Source organism: Aridibaculum aurantiacum, from assembly GCF_017355875.1.
In the GTDB taxonomy this organism is placed as follows: Bacteria; Bacteroidota; Bacteroidia; order Chitinophagales; family Chitinophagaceae; genus Segetibacter; species Segetibacter aurantiacus.
In genome coordinates this window covers 1,065,287-1,082,378 of record NZ_JAFEWC010000003.1, presented here as the reverse complement: position 1 = coordinate 1,082,378, position 17,092 = coordinate 1,065,287, and the positions used below count along the sequence as shown (strand labels likewise).

Annotated in this window: 15 protein-coding genes; 9 read left to right on the top strand and 6 right to left on the bottom strand. The window is 41.0% G+C overall.

The genetic code is table 11. The annotated features are described in order from the left end of the window. Positions 1-962 precede the first annotated feature (962 nt). From J4N22_RS18325 to J4N22_RS18300, 6 genes are all read left to right on the top strand, one after another. Entirely contained in the window at positions 963-1,520 is a 558-nt protein-coding gene (locus J4N22_RS18325; RefSeq protein ID WP_207496997.1) for a hypothetical protein, read from the top strand. Positions 1,521-2,040: 520 nt separating this feature from the next. Beyond that, positions 2,041-2,859: an SMP-30/gluconolactonase/LRE family protein gene (locus tag J4N22_RS18320; RefSeq protein WP_207496996.1), complete on the top strand. Its 819-nt coding sequence runs from the start codon at positions 2,041-2,043 to the stop codon at positions 2,857-2,859. Positions 2,860-3,282: 423 nt separating this feature from the next. Then, the gene (locus J4N22_RS18315) at positions 3,283-4,473 is read left to right on the top strand and encodes a tetratricopeptide repeat protein (RefSeq protein ID WP_207496995.1); all 1,191 of its coding nucleotides are present in this window, start codon (positions 3,283-3,285) and stop codon (positions 4,471-4,473) included. Positions 4,474-5,047: 574 nt separating this feature from the next. Next, positions 5,048-5,581: a hypothetical protein gene (locus tag J4N22_RS18310; RefSeq protein ID WP_207496994.1), complete on the top strand. Its 534-nt coding sequence runs from the start codon at positions 5,048-5,050 to the stop codon at positions 5,579-5,581. Positions 5,582-5,602: 21 nt separating this feature from the next. Beyond that, the gene (locus J4N22_RS18305; RefSeq protein WP_207496993.1) at positions 5,603-6,193 is read left to right on the top strand and encodes a hypothetical protein; all 591 of its coding nucleotides are present in this window, start codon (positions 5,603-5,605) and stop codon (positions 6,191-6,193) included. A gap of 367 nt (positions 6,194-6,560) precedes the next feature. Further along, positions 6,561-7,289, top strand: coding sequence for an FkbM family methyltransferase (locus J4N22_RS18300; protein ID WP_207496992.1), 729 nt, complete (start codon positions 6,561-6,563; stop codon positions 7,287-7,289). A 285-nt stretch (positions 7,290-7,574) separates the two neighbouring features. On the opposite strand, the gene J4N22_RS18295 is transcribed toward J4N22_RS18300, so the two are convergent. The 4 genes from J4N22_RS18295 to J4N22_RS18280 all read right to left on the bottom strand — a co-directional run bounded on the left by J4N22_RS18295 (position 7,575) and on the right by J4N22_RS18280 (position 11,307). Next, a complete protein-coding gene (locus tag J4N22_RS18295) occupies positions 7,575-7,730 on the bottom strand; it encodes a hypothetical protein (protein ID WP_207496991.1) in 156 nt (51 codons plus the stop codon). A 204-nt stretch (positions 7,731-7,934) separates the two neighbouring features. Further along, positions 7,935-9,302: a hypothetical protein gene (locus J4N22_RS18290; protein ID WP_207496990.1), complete on the bottom strand. Its 1,368-nt coding sequence runs from the start codon at positions 9,300-9,302 to the stop codon at positions 7,935-7,937. A 71-nt stretch (positions 9,303-9,373) separates the two neighbouring features. Then, the gene (locus tag J4N22_RS18285) at positions 9,374-10,927 is read right to left on the bottom strand and encodes a hypothetical protein (RefSeq protein ID WP_207496989.1); all 1,554 of its coding nucleotides are present in this window, start codon (positions 10,925-10,927) and stop codon (positions 9,374-9,376) included. Between the two features lie 71 nt (positions 10,928-10,998). Continuing rightward, complete coding sequence (locus J4N22_RS18280; protein WP_207496988.1) at positions 10,999-11,307, bottom strand: hypothetical protein; 309 nt, start codon at positions 11,305-11,307, stop codon at positions 10,999-11,001. A gap of 641 nt (positions 11,308-11,948) precedes the next feature. Between J4N22_RS18280 and J4N22_RS18275 the strand changes: the two genes are divergently transcribed. Then, positions 11,949-13,247, top strand: a complete 1,299-nt coding sequence (locus tag J4N22_RS18275) for an acetylxylan esterase (RefSeq protein ID WP_207496987.1) — start codon at positions 11,949-11,951, stop codon at positions 13,245-13,247. Between the two features lie 88 nt (positions 13,248-13,335). Beyond that, positions 13,336-13,587, top strand: coding sequence for a DUF1456 family protein (locus J4N22_RS18270; RefSeq protein WP_207496986.1), 252 nt, complete (start codon positions 13,336-13,338; stop codon positions 13,585-13,587). Positions 13,588-13,756: 169 nt separating this feature from the next. Here the strand turns inward: J4N22_RS18270 and J4N22_RS18265 are convergent, their stop codons facing one another. Then, the gene (locus J4N22_RS18265) at positions 13,757-14,518 is read right to left on the bottom strand and encodes a DUF72 domain-containing protein (RefSeq protein WP_207496985.1); all 762 of its coding nucleotides are present in this window, start codon (positions 14,516-14,518) and stop codon (positions 13,757-13,759) included. 291 nt (positions 14,519-14,809) lie between these two features. On the opposite strand from J4N22_RS18265, the gene J4N22_RS18260 reads away from it, so the two are divergent. Further along, positions 14,810-15,025 (top strand): hypervirulence associated TUDOR domain-containing protein, encoded by a 216-nt coding sequence (locus tag J4N22_RS18260; protein WP_207496984.1) that lies wholly within the window; start codon positions 14,810-14,812, stop codon positions 15,023-15,025. Between the two features lie 125 nt (positions 15,026-15,150). Here the strand turns inward: J4N22_RS18260 and J4N22_RS18255 are convergent, their stop codons facing one another. Continuing rightward, positions 15,151-17,082, bottom strand: a complete 1,932-nt coding sequence (locus J4N22_RS18255; RefSeq protein WP_207496983.1) for a sensor histidine kinase — start codon at positions 17,080-17,082, stop codon at positions 15,151-15,153. Positions 17,083-17,092: the final 10 nt, after the last annotated feature.

Below are 17,092 nucleotides of genomic sequence, written 5' to 3'. Positions count from 1 at the left end.
AGTAGTTAAAGAGATGCGGGGGCGGCTCGCTTTAACAGAGCAAGACACCGCATCTTTTTGACGGCAAACATCAACGTAGCAATAAAAAAACAAACAAAAAATGGTCAACTTTTTTCAGGACAAGACATAGAGACAAGTGATTAGAGATCTGGAGGGAGTTGGGAGGTATCAGGTGTGTGGTGTGAGGCTTGAGGAGCGTCTTCTCATCATTCATCATTTATAGTTTATCATTCAGCTTTTGCCTGTCATGCCGACAAAGGAGGCATCTGCTGCAATTAAACAGGCTCAGTTTCAGTTGGGTATCTGGTATGAGGTATGAGGCTTGAGGAGCGTCTTCTCATCATTTATCAACCATAGTTCATCATTCAGCACCGCTGTCATGCCGACAAAGGAGGCATCTCCTGCATTACAGCAGGCTCAGTTTCAGTTGGGTATCTGGTATGAGGTATGAGGCTTGAGGAGCGTCTTCTCATCACTCATCATTTATAGTTTATCATTCAGCTTTTGCCAGTCATGCCATCGAAGGAGGCATCTCCTGCAATGAAGCAGGCTCAGTTTCACATGGGATATCAGGTATCAGGCATGAGGCGTGAGGAGAAAGGAGAAAAGGTGAGTAATCAGTAGTGAATGGTGAATGTGATCGGTTGGAGAAGCGCCATCTTATCATTCAGATTTTGCTGTCATGCCGACGAAGGAGGCATCCTCAGTATGAAAGCAGGTTCATTTTCACATGGGGTAACAGGTTCCAGGTTTGAAGAGCGTCAACTTATCAATCATCATTCATCACTTATAGTTCATCATTCATACTTCATAATTATCATCCAGCACCCCTTCCGCCTAATGCCTCACGCCTCTCTTTCAAGGGGATCCCTCCTATCGTCGGGATGACACAACACCAGGCAGCCAAAAAATCTGCAATCTCAAAATCTAAAATCTTAAATCACGGTCCGCAATCCATCTTCATGTTTTACATCCATACCACATCATTCCTTGCCGTATCGCATATAGTGCTGAAGTCTGCTGAGGCGGAACTGGCCCTGGAGGGCAGCTGGATTCATATGGTGGACGGGCAGCTGGAAGATGGCTATTCCCACTGTACACTACAATTGTTCAACGACCTGCTGGCTGCGCTCCCACAGCCCGGTGACCTGGATGTAGAACTCGCGGAGCAACTGGAGCAGGGTGGTGTGATAGATCTTGTGGACCTTGGCCTGTTGATCGACCACCTGTACTTCTCGCTGGAACCGCTCGATATTCACCCCAACCAATTAGGGTTTGCTGCAGAAAAAGAATACTATATCAGGGGCTTCTTAAAACCAACCATAGCGCTACCGGCGAATGATGGTTCTGATGAAACCGTGCTTACTGCACTGGCACTTTCCTACGAACTCTACCAGCAACTCCTTCGCAAAAACTACAATGAGCCGTTAGCGGCCTACTATGCCGGCCTGCAAAACCCGCTGGTAATGGAACTGGCGAGGAGAGAGTTTGAAAAAAGATTTAAGATTTCGGATTTATGATTTAAGATTTGGGAGGAAGAGTGGAGAAAGAAGTTCGATTGGATGTCTGATCTCTGATTTGAGCATGTCGGATTTTAGAGCCAAGGTATGAGACGTGAGAGGTAAGTACGAGGTACAAATTTAGAAGTACGATGGGGATTTTCTGATTTTTGATTTTGGGATGTCGGAATTGGGGAAGGCATGAGGTATGAGCTGTGAGGCGTGAGAGATAAATACGAGATACGATTTTAGAAGTACGATTGGATGTCTGATTTCTGATTTTGGGATGTCGGATTTGGGCAAGGCATGAGGTATGAGGCGAGAAGGAAGTACGTTTTAGATTTACGAAGTACGGATGGCTGATTGCTGCTAGCAGACAGCTAAATTTCTCACTTCTCTTTTTTTTCTTTTTACTTTTTGCTTTTTAATTTCCCCCCTTCTTTTTCATTTTACATTTTACATTCTCCCCCTTTTGACTTTTGAATTTTGACTTTTGACTTAATACTTCCCCCCCTCGTATCTTAGCCCGCAAACAGTCATTATGAAACAGTTACTTTGCCTTTTTGCCGTTGCTATCACTTTACAGTCAGGTGCACAGCAGTATTCTCTAAAAAAGATCTGGTCGACAGATAATAACATAGCCGTTCCTGAGTCGGTGTTACCTACCAAGAAAGTGCTGTATGTATCGCTGATTGACGGGCCGGCATGGGGTGCAGATGGAAAAGGTGGTGTGGCCAAACTATCCCCGGAAGGGAAGATCATTGATACCACCTGGGTTACAGGCCTGAACGCACCTAAAGGCATGGCTATAGTAGGTAAAAGGCTGTATGTAGCTGATATCACCGAAGTAGTGGTGGTGAACCTGAAGAGCGGGAAGATCGAAAAGAAAATAAAAGTGGATGGTGCTGTTGCACTAAATGATGTAACCGCCACCAAAAAAGGAATAGTGTATGTATCCGACTCCAGGACCGGGAAGGTATGGCGGTTTGAAAATGATATACCTACGCTTTATCTGGATAACCTAACCAATGTAAATGGTCTGAAAGCAATTAATGATGAACTGTACATAGCAGCAGGGAAATCATTTGTCGTTGCAGATGCCAACAAACAACTAAGAACAATTGCTGAACTTCCGGAAGGTGGTGATGGTGTAGAGCCGGTAGGCAACGGAGACTTTATTGTCACTTCATGGATTGGACTGGTATATTATGTTTCTGCTGATGGCAAAGTACAAACGCTCCTGGATACAAGAGCTGATAAAAAGAATACAGCTGATATAGGTTATGATCCTCGTAAACGTATCATCTACTTGCCTACGTTTAATGGTAAGACGGTGGAAGCATATAGATTAATTTTATGATTGAAGATTTTAGATTTGGGATTGGGAGAAGTGAGAGGTAAGTACGAAATACGATTTTAGAAGTACGATTGGGATTTCTGATTTCTGATTTGAGGATGTCGGATTTGGGAAAAGGTATGAAGTGTGAGGCGTGAGAATTAAGTACGACTTAAAATTTCTGATGTCGGACTTAAGATTGGCGAATTTGGTGGCACCGACTGGTCTTCTTTTTGCCTTTTGAAATTTGACTTTTTCGATCCACTTCGGCACAACGACACGGAGATGCACGACGAAGAGTTTGCTGGTTACTCACCAATGACCACTCACCAATGACCACTCACTGCTGACCACTCACCACTGACAGCTCACTGCTGATAGCTGCCTGCTCTCCATTTTTTATTTTTAATTTTTAATTTTTACTTTATGTCTTCGAAAAACTAACCAATGAGAACACCGCTGTTGATATTTGCGCTTTGCATGTTATTGTTTTCTTCAGTTGCATCTGCGCAGGAAAAAGATGAGCTGGACAAGTATATTCAGCATCTTAAGGATGATAATGCCGGGCCGCGTAAGGAAACCGGTTTTCTTTCTGCCGGCTCTGACTTTCTGTATGGCCAAGGATATTTTGATGCGAAGAATTATTCTTCGGCAGAATGGTATTTTATGGACGTGGTGAAGAAGCAAAAAGATAATGCCTTTGCAAACTATCAACTGGCCATTTCATTGATCAGGCAAAATGATGCGGCCAAGAAGCAACAAGCCCAGGAATACCTGGATGCAGCTTTTCGTCTCAATCCATCACTCAAGGACAGGTATCAAAAGGATGTTCCTGCAGGCACCATCACGGCCACTCAAACCACGCCTGCAAATAATCCTCCTGCTACAAGCACTCCTCCTGCAAACAATCCTCCAAACAACAACCCGGTAACAACTAACCTCACTGGTCTGGATGCTTACATTGACAGGCTAAAAAGATCGAGTGCAACATTTGGTGCGGAAACTGCCATGAATACAGCAGGACAAGAGGCACTGTATGGTATAGGCTACTATGAGAAGAATGATCTCGGCAGTGCTGAAACAAGGTTCAGGCTGGCACTTGCGCGTGATGCTGAGCAACCTTACATAAACTATATGATGGCTATCTCGCTTGCCGCACAGGGAAACAAAGAGGCTGCAAAACCTTTCCTGCAAAAGGCATTTGCTAAAGATGCATCCCTCGTACGTCGTTATGATAATGACTTACCTAAAGCCATGGCGGAATGGAAAAAGCTGGAAGATGCGAAGCAGGTAAAGACATCGCCGCCTACTAAAGAAACCTATGGAGGCCGATTGGTTTTTGGTAATTATACATGCCACCAATCGGTGTGGAATGGTCCTAACAGGAGCCCGGCCTACAGTTTCCAGTACAAAGGATATTTTGCATTGAAAGCAGACGGCACTTACAGGTGGCTCGACAATGGCCAGACAGGCAGGTATAAGTATGATGCAAAAACGGGTAACATCACATGGCTCTCCGGTTATTTTAAAACCTCCGGCGTAAAGTCGACACAATACAAGGTGGATAAAGAAATGGCACAGGCGACAGTAAACTTTTCAGAATCGTACAGGTGGGAATGCGGGTGCGAAAGGAAGTGAGTTGAGAGCCAAGTACGAGGTACGATTTACGAAGTACACTTGGAATTTCCGAATTGTGATGTCGGATTTGAATTAAGGCGTGAGGTGTGAGAAGTGAGGTGTTTGATGTTAGATGTTAGTTGTTAGGTGAGATTGCTTATTTCTGATTTACTGCTAGCTGACTTCTTTATTCATTCTTCTTTTTACTTTTTGCTTTTTAATTTCTCCCCTTTTTGACTTTTGAATTTTGACTTTTGACTTTTGAACCACAGCGACACAACGGCACAGAGATGCACGACGAAGAGAGATTAACGATTACTCACCACTGACTGCTCACTGCTGATAGCTGACTGCTGACCGCTGACAACTGAATTCTGAATTCTGACTTCTCCTTTTTTCTTTTTACTTTTTGCTTTTTAATTTCTCCCCATTTTGACTTTCGAATTTTGACTTCATGCTACTACAATCATTTCCACCGCTCACTGCTGACAGCTGATAGCTGACAGCTGACAGCTGTTCTTCATTCTCCCCTTTTGCCTTTTGACTTTTGACTTCTTCTTTCCTACATTCACCCCTCATTTCAACCCTAAACATCATGGCAAGGAAGCTTTTCCTCGTTGCATTACTATTCATCGCCACCCAATCGTACGCGCAGCTCAGTGTGATAAAGATGGTGGGAAACGACACTGAAGATTATAAACTCGGTGCAGGTTTATATTTAAAAGCTGGCTACCCCATTACTGAAGGAGACGACATCACATTTGAAGCAGCAGCTTATTTGTTTAGTTTGTACGACAACAGCTATACCTACGGCACCATCATGGTTCCGGCGAAATTCGGGTACCGTTATACATTGAATCGTAAGGGAAACGGATTTTACGTGGAACCGCAGGTAGGCTATAATTTATTTGGCATAACAGCACTCAATGTAAATGGACGTGCAAGAGAATTTAAGTACAACGGCGTCGTCCTCGGTGCAAGCACGGGTTACCTGTTTTCGTTGTGGTCATCCCCGCTCGACCTGAACCTTCACTTCGAAACCATCAGGGCTAAAGGCGGATCTAATAATTATTTCAGGCTGGGATTAGTATTTCCATTTAGCCTGAAGAGAAGAGAGAGCTACGACTAATGTGATAATCTTAAAGAAGTAATGAAACAGCTAAACAAGACCATGATAAAACAAATAGCAGCATGCTTATTTATAGCATTCACTATAGCTTCCTGTGCTAAGGAAACCATTGCAGGTGCCATGCTGGAAGCAGAAGAGCAAATTGCCAATGGTTCTACCATTTCTATGAGTTACCAGGTGAATGGTGCACTGGTGAAAACGACGGTGAATGACCGCACTAATTTTGCAGGCAGCTACCACAAGTTGTCGTGCAAAAAAGACACCTACACCATCAACAATACAGACTATTATCGTTATGCACTTTCACTTGTAAGTACAACCGGGGAATTAAGCTTTTTGTTTTATACTGACAGCTTGCAGGCAAAAACCTACGTGCACAAAGGTTCATTTGGGAACCAGCATTTCTTAGAATACAACAATACAAATGGCTATACCCGTTATGCAACAGATAGCATGAGCTTTACCATTACTTCCTATGCCAACAGGCGTATCAACGGTCATTTCTCGGGCAAGCTAACACCGTTGGTTGGAGGCACCAGCAATACCTATGGCACGCCTGGATCCATCATGGTCACCAATGGTACTTTTGAAAATGTACCGGTGTTTTATTAAAATCAGGTTGTAGACTATGTAGGAAAATCGATTAGAAATTACATCCTTTAGCCCCACTAACAAAACCTGCAAGGAAGCTAGCAGAACTTTCCATTCCACCTGGAGAGCAGTACAGCTTAAGACCTTATTTTTGTTTATAAAGTTGATGAACTTTACTTAACCTATATTCAATCCTAGCTTTAAGGGTTGTAGATTGATAGTAGAAAAGTTAAGAGTTCTCCTGGCACTATCTCTTATGCCATACTTGAATATAAAATGGTTGTACAACAGCTAAATTGACTAACATAATTGAACATAACACTTGGAAAAAATTAAATATATCCTACAGGGAATTTTGGGCAGGCCGAATTACATCAAACTGGAACAGTTGAAGAAAAAGATTCTTCCTACAAAGAATGACCGAAAACATGCAGCTATTGCAAAACGCCAGATAGACTTTTATAAGAACCTGGTGATGCCAAATGATCTTTGTTTTGACATCGGAGCCAATATAGGTTCTAAAACTAAGGTTTTTCTACAGTTGCAGGCGAGGGTTGTAGCCGTAGAGCCACAGCGCAATTGTACAGAGATCCTTGCTGCATTGTATGGAAACAAGGCCACTGTTCTCCAAAAAGGGGCTGGTGCAAAAAATGAGGTTAAAGAATTTTTTGTTGCAAATCATTCCGAATTATCCAGCTTCAATGAAGACTGGATTAGCGAACTGAAAAAAACAAGATTTGCAAGCGCAAATGTTCAATCAGTAGAAAAAGTTGAGATAGTAACCTTGGATAGTTTAATCCAAACATATGGAAGACCTGCTTTTATAAAAATTGATGTTGAAGGTTATGAATTGGAAGTGCTGAAAGGATTACATGAACCATTTGGATGTTTGTCATTTGAGTATACAGTTCCTGAGAAGAAAGCTACGCTCGTTGAAGCTTTAGAATACTTAAGGCAGCACTATCCTAATTCAACCTGCAACTATGTTATTGGCCGCGAAGATCATTTTGCATTAAAAACATGGGTTAGCATAGATGATCTACTGCAACTTGTGCAAAAGCAAGAATTTGATGAAACATCGGCAGGAGATGTTTATGTAAGGTCTTCAAAGAACTGATACAACATGCTTTAATCTTTCTTCTTTCTCCAATGTTTTTTATGAGATCAATACAATATTGGGCTTAACACCTACAAGTTGCATGCATCAGATTGGCCCTTTTACTACAGGCTCCATAATTTCCGATGAAGAGTTATTTCGGCTATGGGTGCACCTAACCCAGCTATATAACTAACTATTGAAGCAGGCCATGCACAAATAAACAACCGGCGCTCAGTTCTTCAGTTTGGAACGTCGGCACTAGATCTATTAAGTTAATTGTCCAAGCGCACCACAATCAGTACATTAGGCACGTTTAAACAACTCTTCTATTTTACGAACACATTCAGCAGCAATTTCGTATTCTTCTTCCACTACTGCTGCCTCCATGGTGTTTTCCAGTGTATATAGCCTCAACTTTGCTTCAAACGGAAGCGTTTCCTTTTGCTCTTCGGTAATCATACTTCACAATAAATGGTTAGCATGTATAGCAAAACAGAAACAATGCCAAAACTTTCAACTGTTGAAGTAGTGGTACTAGATGGAAATGAGCTAATCAAAACGATCAGATGATGTATTTACCTATACACAAAAGGATTTGCCGGTTGGGCAAATCCTTTATTTTTCAATCAGTGAAATGGCCTAAATATTAACGTTCAAAAATTCTCAATTGAAACTAGTGTCATCATTTGCTGGAAGCTTTGGCAGAACTTCACACACCCATCCAAGTATCATCACCCCTGGAGCGTTCAGTTCATTTGTGTTACTAAATGAACTATTTGCCAAATTAAAACATCCTAAACCAATAGAGGTTGTAGCTTCTTTTCTATCTGCTTCAGTCCATTGTGCTTTTATGGAAAGATCTTTAATAACAATCATCGCTTTTGGAATTGCCCGAATGGCACCATTGTTTTCAGCAGATACTTCACCTGTAGAGTAATAACCAGCTTTGCGTGTGAGTGCATACCATAGATTGGCGTTATCAATTACATCTGCAGCCATCCACGGTCTATCCAGGCTTACCAGGGTGTAAGAAAAGTCAAGCTGAAAATCAGTCGACTTCACTTCCTGCGTGGTAGAATTATCTATACGACCAACTGCCCTATTAAGCAATACTTTTTGTTGAAATGGAACCACAACATTCATAGCCTTATAAACCTGCCTATTGATGGTCGGCACTTTATTGAGCTGTAAAGTCGCATGCGCAACAGGCATATTGATCGGCTGAAATACCTGGTTGACAACAGGTTTGGCAGTCACTTTTTCTGCAGTCATCATTCCTGGCTTTTTCATCAACCTGGCCGAACCTGCAATTGCTGCAGTGTTTAAGTGTGTACTGCCTATGGTAGTAGTAACAGGCTCAGCAGCGTTGGGCTTGGCAGCAACAGGTTTAGTAGCCAGGTTAATCTTATCTACAAGCAATGGATTTTTTACAATATTGATGATGTTTGAATTCTGAACCAGCTTTGTATCCAGAACGCTTTCCTTCCAAACTAGTTTACTGTTAATAATGGGCGGTTGTTTGTTTCCTACACCACGGCCAGGTACTGTTTGGGTTGTTGTTTTGGTAATCGTTTTACGGGTCCATATAGAACTATTAGCGTCATACCAATTAGCAGGTGTAGCCCGAGTTAAATAAATGGTTTCGGTACCGCCATCTTCTGTTGATGCACGTGCTCCATTGTTATATAGCCTGTCAGCAAGTGATTTTAAGTTTCCCCATAAACCAATGTACGGAGTAGGGTCTCCAGTTATTCTTTTATCACTGAACTGAGCGGAAGCAATTAACTCTCCATATGTTCCACTCAGAGTTCTTGTTCCATCAGCAATGAATACATCATTTACCTGGGGTACTTTGTCGCATAGTCGTGATAAATGATCAGCTGCTCTTGTTGGGTCTGATCCGAAATCATCAGGAGAGATCATATGAGCTAAAGGTTCAAAAGCTACGAAAGAACGAGATGAATTATTCTTAATAGCATATTGGCTAATAAAAAAATCCCTGATGTTTTTCATTAAATCTACTTGTTCCATATATTGTTTTATTAAAGCCAGTACGGCATCACCGTACTGGCTTATTAATCAACTGTGGTTAAAAAATGGAATTACCTAACAGGGTTTACTCCTGAAGTAGTGCCCTTTGCTGGTTTTACATCTTTCATGTATTCTTTTGAATCGAGCCTTGGTGAAGCCGGGTTGATAACGGAGACATATCCTAATAATTGAACACCATCGCAAACCAATCCTTCGCTGGTAAAGCGATAAGAGAAATCTCTTTTCTTGTTATTGCTAGAGTAAGATCCACCAACCATGAATGGACCATATCCTACAGCTCCCCCACCCTTCAAAGCTTTCTCCAGCGTTGACCTTTGTGAATTCATCTCAGACCACTTAATCTTTAAATTTTTAATTAAGATGATGCTTGTAACAATTGATGGTAAGAAAGTAGACTTGTCTGATGCTGACTTTAGTTCCTGGCCGTAGGTGCCATCGGAAATGCAATTCTTTTTGTAATCACCCATTAAGAACCAATTACCCAGGTTTAGCAAGTTGGTATCGAGCCATGGACGCTTAATATCAGCGGTGCAATAGCTAAACGATATTTCCAAACCGCTGGTCTTTAAGTTCATATTGGTTCTTGCCTGGCTGCCACTTGCTGTTGCGCCAATAGAAAAGAAACCTAAGCTGAAGCCTCCTGATGCACCCCATGCAGATTGCGAGGAGGAAGCATGAGCCTGTGATTGAAAATCTGTTTTATTATAAGTCATCCACCCTCCGTTTTCGTTGGCACTATACCATTTGCGAGGCAGCATAAAAGTGTACGGAATTGAGCCAATTTTTTCAAACTGTATAAGACTGTTTTCCCATTTTTGCTTTGCCCTATTTATAAGGAGAACTGCCGGATCTTGTCCCTGGCTAGCCAGTAGGTTTATTGCTGTTTCGATTTCATTTTTGTTGCCAAAGCTTTGCCATTCGTTCCATGCTTTGTTTACTTCATCTTGGTATATTTTTCCTGCAATAGGCCAATTACGTAAAGCAGCTGGATCTGAAAAAGCATCCGCGTATGCCCTGTTCTGATCTTTCACCTTATCATAATAAGCATCACGATAAGTATTGTAGTTACTATACTTTGGCGTTACGTTACCATCCTTATCCATAAGCTTAGCCTGAGCGTCAGCCAAAGCTTTTTTCATACTATCATTTACCTGTGTTTTAGGCGGTATAGCGGTAGCCCCGTTTATGATGGCAAACCATGCATCCTCTACATGGCCAGCAGACGGCATAACGGTGTATTCTGGACTCATTGCTAACTTATCATTAGTAAGGAAGTACGTGTTCAGGTAGTTAACCTGCGACTGGGCAATTCCAGCCGTTATCACCTGGTTAACATCTATTTCAGCCGGAGGTGTTACTTCTCCAGATCCATCAGGCGTACTTCCCTTATCAGGAGGTGTAGAAGCTGTTTTTGCATCTGCAAGAATCTTTTTCATTTCTGCTCCCTGTGGTGTCCATGGATTAGCAAAATCAGCCTCAGGAATAGGCAAGCCTACATTTCTAAAAGAAACAAAATACCCTTCCTGCATTTTTTTGGTTTTTGGATCTAAACCGACAGCTTTGTATTGCAAATCGGAAAGAATTTTAAAAACATCTTGTGACATTTCTACGAATTTTGAATTGAATTAATGCGCCTACTCTTTTATGGATTTTCGGCTTCTTCCTTTTTTATCTTTTAAGAAAATGAATTCGTATCTACCCCTTGGGATCGCAGGATGTTTATTGCCTTTTCAACCTCATTTTTGAAACCTAAAGTGATCCACCTGTTCAAAGCCTCGTTCACGTCATCACTATATGATTTTCCTACAATTGGCCACATTTGGAATTTCATTGGAGATAGCCTTGCCTGGTTGTATGCATTCGCCTGCTCAGCTACTTTTTTATCATACTCTTGACGGTATTTCATATAAGCCTGGTAACAAGGAGTAGGATTACCATTGTAATCCACTAACAATCTTTTGACATCGTATTCCTCCAATTCCATGATCATTCATTTAATATAATTGATACATAATGGCGCGGTGTCTACCTGGAACAGGTAAACTGTTGTTTACGAGGAGGATTAGTAAGTCGTAGTGAAATCTACCAATGAGAATCCGAGTTAATCTTAGAGGCTATTGCTGGCGATTTTATATATATCTACAGGTGCAGGATACCGTGCTGAGGAATATGAACTTTATACGAATAGCAACTTGTTCTTTTCCAAATATTATGTGTCTAAACCCTTCAGCTGGCTGATAATCTTGAAGCGACGTTCATTATTGGGGAAACGCGAATTGCCTTTTGCATGATAAATCCGTTCTAATACAGCCAAACTAAATTTTTCTTGCCTGCTGATTTGCTGGGTTAAAAATGAAAAAGACTTTCCAAAAATGCAAGTGTTCAAGGATTTATTTTTCTGTTTCATTATGTCTTCAAGAGCGAATACCAGTTAGCTTGTTTGATTTTGTTGGTTCAGGGCAATCTGATCTTACCCGGTAATGCTCTAACAGGTATAAACATTTTGCTAACCATTAGATGGCGTCATTTCTCCCTCTTGTTCACTAGCCTTCCCTATAAGTTTTGGAAGAAGAATAAAAAGCCGTGACTTTTGATGATTGGATGCTCCCTGTAAAAGATTAGATTATGAAAATTATTCATCTGCTGGTTCTTTCTAGCTTCATACTTGTAGGAAATGCCTTGGCACAATCTCCTGCACCAATAAAATTTGTAGATTTTGTACTTACGCCTAACCATGATGACTGGGATTACAAGGTGAATGAAAATGCCACAGTACAAGTTAGTGTGCTACAGTTTGGGGTGCCTATAAAAAATGTTTCTGTTGATTATGAAATAGGTCCTGAGCTATTGCCGGCAGAAAAGAAGGGAAATGTTTTATTTAAAACCGGTGAAGGAAAAATAGATATTGGCACCAGTAAACAACCTGGCTTCCGGCAGTTAAAGTTGCGCACGTCTGTAAATGGTAAAGTATATACCGGCGAAATTAAGGTTGCCTATTCGCCGCAAGACATCCAACCGACTGTTCAGATGCCAGATGACTTCATGCAGTTTTGGAACAAGGCGAAAGAAGAGGCATCCAAAGTCCCTATGGATGCTATTGTAACGCATCTACCCGATCAATCCACTACTACTGTAGATGTTTACCTGGTCAACCTGCAGAGTTATAAAAAGGGACGCCGTTTGTTTGGATATTTATCTAAACCAAAAGCTCCAGGAAAATATCCTGTGCTGTTTGAACCGCCAGGCGCAGGCATCAAGCCAATCAACCCTTCAATTGCCTATGCTAATGAAGGTTTTATAGTGATGAACATTGAAATACATGGTATAACACCTTTAATAAGCACTGAAGCCTACCAACATATCAGCAGTGCATTTGGTGACTACATGCATCATAAACTAGATGATCGTGACAACTACTATTACAAAAGCGTTTACATGGGCTGTTTACGAGCAATTGATTTCCTCTGCAGCTTGCCAGAATTTGATGGTAAAAATGTAGTGGCTACAGGAGGAAGCCAGGGAGGTGCACTGGCTATAGTAACGGCTGCTTTAGACAAAAGAGTAACATGCGTTTCTGCTTTTTATCCTGCCCTTTCTGATATGACAGGTTACCTGCATGGACGAGCAGGAGGATGGCCACACTTGCTGAACGCAACCAATCAATCAATCAACAACAAGCCTGAGAAAGTAAAAACATTGGCCTATTACGATGTGGCAAATTTTGCCAAACACATCATTGTTCCTGGCTTCTATTCCTGGGGATATAACGATAATGTTGTACCTCCTACTTCGGTATTCGCCGCTGTAAATTCTATAAAAGCACCTAAGACTATTTCAATAACACCTATATCAGGTCATTGGCGATTTGCAGAAACCAACCAGGAGTCATTGGAATGGATAAAGAAGCAGGTTGGACAGCGGTAAACAACACGTAATTCCTGCTCAACTTGTACATACTTTTTTATTGAAAACTTCCCCCTACCCTTATCCTACCTTTGCAGTAAAAACCGCTATGCTTTCAAATAATGATATACTGAAGAAACTAAGAATAGCACTTTCCTTGCGCGATGAGGATATGCTGGAGATCCTATCACTAGCTGGGTTTAAAATGACAAAGGGTGCATTGAATGATCTTTTCAGGCACGAGGATCATCCAAGCTATGTAGTTGCTGGCGACCAGGTACTGAGGAACTTTTTAGATGGCTTGATCATATACAAACGAGGTCCTAAAGGCCAGTCCAAAGCTGCTGAAAATAAGTTTTAAGGAAGAATAGATGGCTTGTATAAGTATTGTGTTAACTACATTACTATTACTCTTAAACTGTGACACAAACACCTTAACCCGCAAACTACATCTAACAGGACTGATTACATATTGAGTTTTGAAATTATCAACTCCTGCAGTTGCCTAATAAATAGATGAAGATGAGCCGTTATACACAATATAATTCGTCAATCAGTCCACGAAGCTGAACAGCATTTTCAAATGCATTGCCCATTGTGTTGTTGAAGTAAACATATACATCCTTTCCTTCAGCGAGAAGAGCAGCGATCTTCTTTGCCTGCCCTTGTAGGAAAGTAGTTGAATAGCTACCTCTATAATCACCTGTCGGACCATGAAACCTGAAATAACAAAATGAAGTAGATGGATGCAAGTGCAGGTTGTTTGACTTAAGCATATCATGCAATACCAGTGTTGCCTTCCATTGTTGTAGCTTATCTATAAGATCATCATTATACCATGTATCGCTTCTGAATTCAACCGCCTTCAACCAGTTTTCTTCATGGTCTGCAAGGTGTAGATTATGCATTACTTGCTGCACCTGCTGCTCGTAAGCTGATGTTATGCTGCCAGGAAACTGCACAAGCAAACAAGCCTTCTTATTTCCTAGATGATTAGCTGCCTCTATAAATGATTGAAGCGCATTAAGATCCGGTTGAAGCGGCTTTACATGCGTAACGGTTTTTACCAGCTTCAACGTGAATTGAAAACCAGGACCTGTTTCCTCAGCCCACCTTAGGAAAGTAGTTGCCCTTGGAATTTTTCTGAAGGTGCTGTTTATTTCAACAGTGTTCAATAAAGATGCATAGTTGATAAGCCGGCTCTTACCATGAAAGGTCGCAGGAAAAGTTTCTTTATTTCCCGGAAGCACTATACCGCTTGTTCCTATTCGCAACTTTCCTTTTTCAGTCATTTTTCTTAAAGATGTTTGCTCATTCCTGCTAACACCATGCCTTAGAAGAGAGGAAATAGAAGTAGCTACCACTAATAATGATTTTCAAAAATCAATTAATCCCTTAGCTTGAATGAGAATATTATCTCTTTTGCTATCAAGTTACCAGACCAGCTTGTCCAACACTGTCACATATTTTTACTGAATGTTCTCAAGTTTCCGCAAATGATAAACATATAAGCAGACCCTTAAGAAGACGATTGAACAAGATGGATTGGCAGCGCTTTTGCACCTCAGTTAAAAAATAAAATCATGGCTAAAGCAAAAAGTTTGAAAGCAGGCGATAAAGTGGAATGGGAAACATCGCAAGGCAAAACTACCGGTACGGTAAAGAAAAAGCTGACCTCGCCTACAAAGATCAAAAGCCATAAAGTGGCGGCAACAAAAGAAAACCCGGAGTACCTGGTGGAAACAGAAAAAAGCAAGAAGCTTGCAGCACATAAACCCGATGCACTGAAGAAGAAGTGATGATTTTTGAGATGGGCATGAACATGGATGGTTGTGAATTTCGCTTCCGCAGATGTTTGCAATTAGATGTAATCCTTAAGTCTTTAGCTAAAATAATTCACCCCCACCCCTTCTTGGATCAATTGTTAATTGATACTTACTGCACCAGTATAACTAGGCGCTATTGGAGGCGCATCCAATGGGCAGGTAATCCTTATTTCAGTCCCGTTTCCATTACTTGAGTTAATCGACAGGCATGCATTGATCAGTTTGCACCTGTTATCAAGGTTAAGAAGGCCGCTGCCTGTCCCCGTTGTGCTTTCATGGTCAAAGCCTCTTCCATCATCTTTCACCGTAATGACCAATTGACCATCTTCCAATCTTCCTGAAACTTTTATTTCTGAAGCATGTGCATGCTTTAGTATATTATGCAAGGCCTCTTGGATCAATCTGAAAATAATGAGTTCCACTTGTTTGTTAAGTGGTGGAATATCCTGTTCCCAATCCAAGAAAGTATTCATCCCACTTGCCCTGTTGATAACCTTCAACTCCATTTCAATAGTACTTACCAGCCCCATCCTTGCTAACATATCATTATTTAGCGTCTTCGACATATTTCGCAAATCCTGGATAATGTTTCTCAATATCTCCTGCGCATCGCTGATTGCCACGCCAGCTTCCTTTGAAACATTATCTTTTATGTTTTCAAGGTTTAGCTTCAGCAAAGTGAGCATCTGGCCAATATTATCATGAATTTCCTGGCCGATACTTTTAAGTGTCTGTTCCTGTATTTCTAACTGGGCTTTAAGCAACTCTTTCTGCAGGTTCATTTCCATTTCACGTGCAAGCAATTTTTGTTTACGTAATTGTATCTTTTGCAGCTGACTTCGTTTAGCAAGACCAAAAGACAATAGGAATATTTCTATCAATAATCCTCCAACCATTAACTGCTCCAGGTGAAACATAGCTGGGGTTAATCCGAGCTCCATGAGAGCAAGGTTTATTATACCTGAAACTTTTACCAGACTGGCATACAAGTAGTACTTACCTGTCGGAGTTGCATTGAGAGATGATATGATGCTAAAAAGAATAACAATAACACTCAAAATGATCACCAATAAAAAAGAAATAAGGAATACATAATTTTCCTGGTAACCATAATTATCAAGTGGAGTCAAAACCGGCGCAATGGCAACTATGAGCAAAAGAATTTTGATGCCGTTACAGCATATATGAAGCGTCCGACTCAAGTTCCGTATATGTAAAAGCACCTGGCATAAATGTATATTCAAAGCCATATGCAGCCCTGAGAAAAAAGGAGCGGCGGCTGTATTAAACCAGGGGCTTTCAGGCCAGATCATCTCAAAGCCAAGTCCAAAGTAGCTAATGATCCATCCAATAGCTGAAAGTATATATAAACTGTAGGTTAGGTAAATCTTCTCTTTTCTTGCTATCCAGTAGAAAAGGCTGAACATAATACTGTAAATAAGGATGCCTAATGCTATACCTTCAAGCAGGTAATCACTCAGAATTTTTGATTGAATATCTTTTAGATTATAAACCTTGAGCGGTAGAATAAAAGCATGCCCCACCTGGTTGGCATACAAGTAATATTCCCTGGTACTGTTTGCTGGAATTGTAGTTGAGAAAACAAAATTTTTATACGAGTACTTCCTGTTTGCAAAATTGAAAAAGTCACCGTATTTTCCTAATGATAACAAGGTATCCCCCCTTACTTCATATAGGTGCAACTCGTTCAGACGAGAGTTTTGGACATTTATATAAGCCGTATTATTAGAAACACCTGTATTGGAAATGTTGAACTTGAACCAATAATATCCTTTAGAAATACCGCCGTTAAAGGGTTCCTGATTTACAGGAATAAAATTCTTAGAAGGAAGCTTTCTTATATTTTGTATACCGGGATCACTAGAAGAAAAAAAATAGGATAACTCATTGACCTGGAATGAACCATCAGAGAATTTTCCCGAAGGCAGATCTGCAGTTTGACTCATCAAATGATGTGAGGCAATAAAGAAAGCCACCAGGAAAAGGATGTGCGAAAAGTGAGCTTTCATAGAAGTCGAG

Excerpts from the sequence above, each read along its gene's own strand:
- J4N22_RS18260 (WP_207496984.1), top strand. The coding sequence starts at position 14,810 with ATGGCTAAAGCAAAAAGTTTGAAAGCAGGCGATAAAGTGGAATGGGAA.
- J4N22_RS18315 (WP_207496995.1), top strand. The coding sequence starts at position 3,283 with ATGAGAACACCGCTGTTGATATTTGCGCTTTGCATGTTATTGTTTTCT.
- J4N22_RS18325 (WP_207496997.1), top strand. The coding sequence starts at position 963 with ATGTTTTACATCCATACCACATCATTCCTTGCCGTATCGCATATAGTG.
- J4N22_RS18310 (WP_207496994.1), top strand. The coding sequence starts at position 5,048 with ATGGCAAGGAAGCTTTTCCTCGTTGCATTACTATTCATCGCCACCCAA.
- J4N22_RS18280 (WP_207496988.1), bottom strand. The coding sequence starts at position 11,307 with ATGGAATTGGAGGAATACGATGTCAAAAGATTGTTAGTGGATTACAAT.
- J4N22_RS18255 (WP_207496983.1), bottom strand. The coding sequence starts at position 17,082 with ATGAAAGCTCACTTTTCGCACATCCTTTTCCTGGTGGCTTTCTTTATT.
- J4N22_RS18320 (WP_207496996.1), top strand. The coding sequence starts at position 2,041 with ATGAAACAGTTACTTTGCCTTTTTGCCGTTGCTATCACTTTACAGTCA.
- J4N22_RS18290 (WP_207496990.1), bottom strand. The coding sequence starts at position 9,302 with ATGGAACAAGTAGATTTAATGAAAAACATCAGGGATTTTTTTATTAGC.
- J4N22_RS18265 (WP_207496985.1), bottom strand. The coding sequence starts at position 14,518 with ATGACTGAAAAAGGAAAGTTGCGAATAGGAACAAGCGGTATAGTGCTT.
- J4N22_RS18305 (WP_207496993.1), top strand. The coding sequence starts at position 5,603 with ATGAAACAGCTAAACAAGACCATGATAAAACAAATAGCAGCATGCTTA.
- J4N22_RS18275 (WP_207496987.1), top strand. The coding sequence starts at position 11,949 with ATGAAAATTATTCATCTGCTGGTTCTTTCTAGCTTCATACTTGTAGGA.
- J4N22_RS18270 (WP_207496986.1), top strand. The coding sequence starts at position 13,336 with ATGCTTTCAAATAATGATATACTGAAGAAACTAAGAATAGCACTTTCC.
- J4N22_RS18295 (WP_207496991.1), bottom strand. The coding sequence starts at position 7,730 with ATGATTACCGAAGAGCAAAAGGAAACGCTTCCGTTTGAAGCAAAGTTG.
- J4N22_RS18285 (WP_207496989.1), bottom strand. The coding sequence starts at position 10,927 with ATGTCACAAGATGTTTTTAAAATTCTTTCCGATTTGCAATACAAAGCT.